Annotated in this window: 4 protein-coding genes and 1 pseudogene; all 5 read left to right on the top strand. The window is 47.1% G+C overall.

Annotated elements, in window-relative coordinates; all coding sequences use genetic code 11:
• Positions 1-87 precede the first annotated feature (87 nt).
• Positions 88-1,314 (top strand): bifunctional ornithine acetyltransferase/N-acetylglutamate synthase, encoded by a 1,227-nt coding sequence (argJ, locus tag CGZ90_RS17930; protein WP_094253912.1) that lies wholly within the window; start codon positions 88-90, stop codon positions 1,312-1,314.
• A gap of 17 nt (positions 1,315-1,331) precedes the next feature.
• Positions 1,332-2,075, top strand: coding sequence for an acetylglutamate kinase (gene argB, locus CGZ90_RS17925; RefSeq protein ID WP_165766902.1), 744 nt, complete (start codon positions 1,332-1,334; stop codon positions 2,073-2,075).
• Positions 2,072-3,235 carry an acetylornithine transaminase gene (argD, locus tag CGZ90_RS17920; protein WP_094253910.1) on the top strand — a complete coding sequence of 388 codons (1,164 nt, stop codon included), beginning with the start codon at positions 2,072-2,074 and terminating at the stop codon, positions 3,233-3,235. The genes argB and argD overlap by 4 nt, the downstream gene beginning before the upstream one ends.
• Positions 3,236-3,304: 69 nt before the next feature.
• Complete coding sequence (locus CGZ90_RS17915; RefSeq protein WP_094253909.1) at positions 3,305-4,375, top strand: carbamoyl phosphate synthase small subunit; 1,071 nt, start codon at positions 3,305-3,307, stop codon at positions 4,373-4,375.
• A pseudogene (gene carB / locus CGZ90_RS17910) lies at positions 4,368-7,328 on the top strand (carbamoyl-phosphate synthase (glutamine-hydrolyzing) large subunit); the annotation flags it as partial. The gene CGZ90_RS17915 and the pseudogene carB, both read left to right, overlap by 8 nt.

Raw genomic sequence — 7,328 nt, 5'->3', positions numbered from 1 at the left:
CAGGCGCTTCATAACATGAACATCATGATGGATCTCGACGAAACAGCTGGGCTGCAGCTGATCCCTCAGTTTCCTTAGGAGGATAAAATGATTGTATCTGAAAACGTTATTCAAAAAGTGAACGGACATAACATCGCCGCGCCAAAAGGATTCAGTGCCGGCGGGATTCATTGCGGCATCAAGCATAAGAAGCTTGATCTCGGCCTGATCGTCAGTGATGTTCAAGCATCAGCTGCAGCAGTATATACGACGAACCAGATCCAGGCAGCCCCGCTGACTGTAACAAAAGAGAGCATCTCAAAAGAGCAGCTGCTTCAGACTGTTATCGTCAATTCCGGAAACGCGAACGCATGCACAGGTACTCAAGGCATGGCGGATGCGTATGAGATGAGAAGTCTTGTTTCACAAAAGCTCGGGATCAGTGACCATCTTACCGCAGTTGCTTCAACAGGTGTAATCGGAGAAATGCTGCCGATGGACACTGTTAGAAGTGGAATTCAATCTATTCAAGCTGATTCTACTCTCAAAAGCTCGATCGACTTTTCACAAAGCATCTTAACGACTGATAAGGTGATGAAAAATACGACGTATCGATTCGAAGTGGATGGAAAAGAAGTGACCATTTCAGGGACTGCTAAAGGTTCAGGAATGATACACCCAAACATGGCCACGATGCTTGGATTTGTTACGACGGACGCATCTATAGAACCCGAGGCTCTGCATGAAGCCTTGAAAAATGCGGTAGACCGTACGTTTAATTGCATCACGGTTGACGGAGATACATCGACGAACGACATGGTGCTCATCCTTGCCAATGGATGTGCAGAGAACAGCACGCTTAAGCCGGGACACAAAGATTGGGGAGTTTTTCAGGAAGCTTTGCGGATCGTCTGTGAAGATCTTGGGAAGATGATCGCCAAGGATGGAGAAGGCGCGACAAAGCTTATAGAGACAAAGGTCACTGGCACAGCAACAGACGAAGATGCAAGAAAGATAGCGAAAACAATTGTCGGATCTCCTCTCGTCAAAACAGCGGTGTTTGGCTGTGATGCCAACTGGGGCAGGGTAATGGCTGCCGTCGGCTACAGCGGTGTTCCGATTGACATCGGCAGCTTGGAAATTTATATCGGTCCAGTATGTGTGGTGAAGGAAGGCATGCCTGTTTCTTTTTCAGAGCAGGATGTGATCGATTACTTAAAACATCATGAAATTTTGATCGAAGTTAAAGCAGGAAATCTTGAGGGGTACGGCACTGCTTGGGGCTGTGACCTCACATACGACTACGTGCAGATCAATGCGAGCTACCGCACGTAAGGAAGGAGCGATATTCAGTGAGACATGTGATAAAAGCAGGTGGCAGCGTGCTTTCTGATTTGAATGACCACTTTTATGAAGCACTGGCACACCTTAAGTCGATCGGGCAGGATATTATCATTGTCCATGGGGGCGGCCCTCATATCTCAGCAAAGCTTGATTCTTGCGGCATTCCCTTTGAAAAAGTAGACGGCATCAGAGTGACGAGCAAACAGGCGATGAAAGCTGTGGAGGAGACGCTCGCTGGCAGTGTCAACACTTCTTTTGTCCGCCGGCTGAACAAGGCAGGATTTGACGCAGTTGGTTTATCGGGAAGCGATGCTGAATTGCTCCAATGTTCCCTTCTAGATGAAAGCAGATACGGGATGGTCGGAAAAGTGGAAAAGACGAATGGCCGGCTTCTGAGGCATATGCTGCAAGGCGGCTTCATCCCGGTCATCTCATCGATCGGTATGAACGAAAATGGCGATGCCGTCAACATTAACGCTGATGTTGCCGCAGAAGCTGTAGCACTTGCAGTTGTTGCTGACCAGATCACATTCATCTCAGATGTAGAAGGGCTGATGGAAAATAAACAGCTTATCAAAAAAGCGACAAGACAGGAAATACAAAATTGGATCCAAGATGGTACGATATACGGCGGCATGATACCGAAAGTAGAGGCTGCTCTTAACTGCCTGGACAATGGAATTAAGAGCGTCAGTATTGCGGGAACTGCTCTTAATGGAACAACGATACAAAAGGAGGGCATTGCGGTATGAGTTCATTATTTCCAACATACGCGAGAAAGCCGGTTTCTTTTGCTGAGGGGAAAGGCACAACACTGATCGATGAGAACGGCAAGTCTTACTTGGACTTTACGAGCGGCATCGCAGTTGTTAACCTCGGACACGGACACGAAGCGCCGCTGAACGCTTTAAAAGAGCAGGGAGAAAAGCTTTGGCACGTTTCCAATCTGTTTGAAAACACACTGCAGGAGGAGCTTGCCGCAATTTTAACCCAAAACACCCCGTTCGATCTTGCTTTTTTCTGCAACAGCGGAGCGGAAGCAAACGAGGCAGCGATCAAGCTGGCCAAAAAGCATACAGGAAAAAATAAAATCATTACGTTTCAGCAGTCATTTCACGGGCGCACGTTTGCCGCGATGTCAGCGACAGGCCAGGAAAAAATTAAAGCTGGATACGGTCCGATGGTTTCTGAGTTCGCCATCCTTCCGTTTAATGACAGCGAAGCTTTACTAAACGAAGCTGATGAAAACACAGCGGCTGTCATGCTGGAGGTCATTCAGGGTGAAGGCGGAATCATACCGGCAGAGCCTGCGTTTTTAGAGGCGGTCCAGGAAGTGTGTGATGAAAAAGGCATTCTTCTTATAGTCGATGAAATCCAGACAGGAATAGGGCGGACAGGAAAAAGGTATGCTTATGAGCACACAATCTTGACTCCGGATATTGCAACTGTCGCGAAAGGACTTGGCAATGGCTATCCGATCGGTGCCATGCTCGGAAAATCCTATCTTAGGGAAACATTCGGTCCAGGAAGCCACGGGACGACCTTCGGCGGAAGTCCGCTTGCGAGTGCGGTCGGCAAGGCTGTAGTACAGACGATCTTTCAGGAAGGTTTCCTTTCTAATACAGAAAACATAGGAAACTTGCTCATGAATATGCTGCAGGAAGAATTGGCAGACAATCCTGTAGTAAGGGAAATCAGGGGAAAAGGGCTGCTGATTGGTATAGAGTGCACCATCAGTGCATCTGCCATAGCTGATGAACTTCTGAATAGCGGTCTGCTTGTAGTACCGGCTGGAACGAACGTTATCCGCCTGCTGCCTCCGCTTACGGTGACGATAGAAGAGATCAAGCAGGCTGTTGAAACGATAAAAATGGTTTTGGAGAAGCAGAGGACATTACAACAAACAACGTGATTTTTTTTGCGAACGAATGAATAAAAATTCAATAATATGTTTTTTTATAAACGAAAGGAGCAGCACACCATGAAAGGTTTACTGACCTTGGCCAACGGCACCGTGTTCACCGGGCAGTGGGAAGGCGGACATGAAAGCGTGGAAGGCGAGACCGTATTTTTTACCGGAATGACAGGATATGAGGAAGTGTTGTCAGATCCGTCTTATAAAGGACAGATTGTTGTGTTTTCATATCCGCTGATCGGTAATTATGGGATATCAGAAGAAAACATGGAATCAAAAAAGATTCAGCCGGCGGGCGTCATTGTTGCTGAGGGATACAGCGGATATATCAATGACGGGAAAACGCCTTTTCTCTCGTATTTAAATAAAGCTGAAGTCCCTGTTATGACAGGGGTCGATACACGCACTCTTATACAGTCTATCCGAACGGAAGGGTCTATGAAGGCTGTCATGCATAAGCAATCTAGCAGTCCTGTTCAAACTTCAAATACTGTTCCGTTTAAAGTGAAGCAGGCAGCTTCCTCTACTTTTTCAGCTAGCGGAAAAGGAAATTTTCATGTTGTGCTTATTGATTTCGGATACAAAAAATCAATCTTGCAATCATTGGTTGATCATCAATGCAAAGTAACAGTAGTGCCGTATGACACACCGTTTCACCAGATCGAAAAACTGCAGCCGGACGGCCTGTTGTTCTCGAACGGTCCAGGAGATCCGAAAGAATTAATATCATGGTTTCCGGTATACAAAAAGCTTGCAGAAAGGTATCCGTGTTTCGGTATTTGCCTAGGGCACCAGATTCTTGCTCTGGCTTTTGGCGGCAACACAAAAAAGCTTAAGTTCGGACACCGCGGCGCAAACCACCCGGTGATGAACATGAAAACGGGAAAGGTGAGCATGAGCTCGCAAAACCATAGCTATGTTGTAGAGAAAGACAGCTTAATTGAAACAGGGTTTGATGTTCTCTTCCGCAATGTGAACGATGACAGTGTAGAAGGTCTGACTCACCGTAATTTGCCGGTATTTTCCGTACAGTTCCACCCAGAAGCCGCTCCTGGCCCAAGAGAGCATCAGCAGCTTTTTGAGCAATTTATAACATCTATTCAAAACAGCAAGAAGAAGGTGAAACAGTATGCCTAAACAGCATGACATTCATAAAGTGCTCGTGATTGGTTCAGGGCCGATCGTTATCGGTCAGGCCGCAGAGTTTGATTACTCTGGTACGCAGGCGTGCAAGGCGCTGAAGGAAGAGGGTCTTTCTGTTGTACTGATCAACAATAACCCGGCTACGATCATGACCGATAAGACGTTTGCTGATGAAGTGTATTTTGAACCCATGACAGTAGAAAGTGTGGAAGAAATCATCAAAAAAGAAAAGCCTGATGGGATTCTTGCTTCTGTAGGGGGACAGACCGGTCTGAACCTGGCGATGGAGCTGCATCAAAAAGGTGTGCTTTCTAAATATAATGTTAAGCTTCTCGGCACGAGTGTAGAGTCGATCATGCAAGCGGAAGACCGNNTGAGCCTGTACCGGAAAGTGAGATCGTCCACTCTGAAAACGAAGCGCTCCATTTCGGACAATATGCAGGCTATCCAATTATCGTCCGCCCGGCATACACACTAGGCGGCTTTGGCGGCGGAATCGCGGAAAATGAAGAAAAGCTTTCTTCTCTTATCCGTCAGGGACTGTCTGCCAGCCCGATCTCGCAATGCCTCGTAGAAAAGAGTATCGCAGGCTTTAAAGAAATCGAATATGAAGTTATGCGAGACTTTAGCGGTACGTGCATCACCGTGTGCAACATGGAAAACTTGGATCCAGTCGGTGTTCATACCGGCGACTCTGTTGTTGTCGCACCGAGCCAGACGCTTGATGATCAGCAATATCACATGCTGCGCTCTGCTTCTATTAAAATCATCGAAGAGCTGAAAATTATCGGGGGATGCAACATTCAGTTCGCCCTGCATCCAACGACAAACGAATATTATTTGATCGAAGTGAACCCGAGAGTGAGCCGCTCATCTGCCCTTGCTTCAAAGGCGACGGGATATCCTATCGCTAAAATTGCAGCAAAGCTTGCAGCAGGCTATCAGCTTTATGAGCTGAAAAATCCTGTTACGGGAACGACATATGCTAGTTTTGAGCCGGCTCTCGACTATGTGACTGTAAAGATTCCAAGATGGCCTTTTGATAAGTTTCCCGAAGCAGACCGAAAGCTTGGCACACAGATGAAAGCAACCGGTGAAGTGATGGCGATCGAGCGGTCGATGGAAGGCGCTTTTCAAAAAGCGATCCGTTCGCTCGAGCTGAAAACAGACGGGATGTTTCTCAAACGGCTTAAATTGCTGCCGGAAGAAGAGTTGCTTTCAATCGCATTAGAACCAACAGAGGAAAGGCTGTTTGCTCTCCTTCAGCTTTTGCGAAACGGGTACGATGTACAGAAGCTGATCAGCCAGACCGGTATCACGCCTTATTTTCTGTTCGTTCTGAATCGTCTTATCACAGCACAAATAGAACTCGAGAAGCTGACATTGCCTGAAGCGGATGAAGAAATCTTAGCACGAGCTAAACAGCTTGGTTTCAGTGACAAACAGCTTTCAGCGATGTGGAACTGCACCGAGAACGATGTGCGCAGCAAGCGAAAAGAATGCAAAGTTTTGCCATCATATAAGATGGTTGACACCTGTGCGGCGGAGTTTGAAGCAAGAACGTCCTACTATTATTCTTCTTGGTCAGGTAACAGCGACAAAGCGCCGAAAAGAGGCAAGAAAGTGGCGGTGATCGGATCGGGGCCGATCCGTATCGGGCAGGGGGTAGAGTTTGACTATTGCTGTGTTCATAGTGTGATCGCAGCCCAGAATATGGGCTATGAAACCATCATGATCAATAACAATCCAGAGACTGTCAGCACCGATTATGAGATCGCGGATGCCCTTTATTTTGAACCGCTGACTGCGGAAGACGTGTTGAATGTGCTTGAGTTTGAAGGCATAGATAAAGTGATCCTGCAGTTTGGCGGTCAAACGTCTATCAATCTGGCAAAAGAACTCGAAGAAGCCGGAATCGCCGTACTTGGTGCAGGTGCGGATATTGTTGACCAGATGGAGGACCGCGAACGGTTTTATGCATTTTTAGAAAAGTGCAGGATCGACAGGGTGCCTGGCAAGACGGCTGCAAAAAAGTCTGATGTCCTGCCTTGTGCCGAAGAAGTCGGATTCCCTGTTCTCCTCCGCCCATCCTACGTGATCGGCGGCAGCGGAATGAAGGTGTTTGAGGATGCCGAAGCTCTGGCTGCTTATGTCAATGATGAACAAATAGAATACCCGGTCCTTGTCGACCATTTCTTGATAGGATTAGAGGCAGAAGTGGATTGCCTGACTGACGGGAGTGCCATTTTTATTCCGGGAATCTTTGAACATCTGGAAGGTACAGGTGTTCATTCAGGCGACAGCATTTCGGCCACTCCGCCCGTCACGCTTTCAGAGGACGTTCAGAAAAAAATCCGCGGCATGTCGGAAATCATCGCACGCAACATGGATTATAAAGGTTTGTTCAACATTCAATTTGCGATAGAAGGAAGCCGGATTTATGTGCTTGAAATCAATCCACGAGCATCGCGAACAGTGCCGATCATCAGCAAAGTGACGGATGTACCTCTTGTTCAGCGAGCGACACAGCTGCTGTTAGGCAGTGAGTTTTGTTCACTGTCACTATATGAGGAATACAACGAGCAGCCGTATTTTACGGTAAAAGCACCTGTCTATTCACACATTAAACTGCCTGGTCTTTCCCCGGCTCTTTCTCCTGTCATGACGTCTACAGGGGAAGTGATCGGCACATCAAGCGAATGGAAAGAGGCCTTATATAAGTCGTTAAAAGGAGCCTCTCCTCAGCTGGCAGATCTTTTTACAGAGGCCGGAAGCATTTACGTAGAAGGAACGCCAGAAAGCCTTGATGATGCAGAAGTATGGGAAGAACTCGGCTTTACACTCGCATACAGCAGCACTTCAGATTTTAATGAATGGATGCAGAATGAAAGCAGCAAAAAAGCGGTTATTTCCCTGAAAAAGAGTGACGATAAGATCGTGAAAGAGG

The sequence above is a fragment of the Fictibacillus aquaticus genome, assembly GCF_002245695.1.
In the GTDB taxonomy this organism is placed as follows: domain Bacteria; phylum Bacillota; class Bacilli; order Bacillales; family Fictibacillaceae; genus Fictibacillus; species Fictibacillus aquaticus.
Note: the sequence above shows the minus strand (reverse complement) of the source record. Positions and strands in the feature narration are given on the sequence as shown.

Excerpts from the sequence above, each read along its gene's own strand:
- argJ (WP_094253912.1), top strand. The coding sequence starts at position 88 with ATGATTGTATCTGAAAACGTTATTCAAAAAGTGAACGGACATAACATC.
- argD (WP_094253910.1), top strand. The coding sequence starts at position 2,072 with ATGAGTTCATTATTTCCAACATACGCGAGAAAGCCGGTTTCTTTTGCT.
- CGZ90_RS17915 (WP_094253909.1), top strand. The coding sequence starts at position 3,305 with ATGAAAGGTTTACTGACCTTGGCCAACGGCACCGTGTTCACCGGGCAG.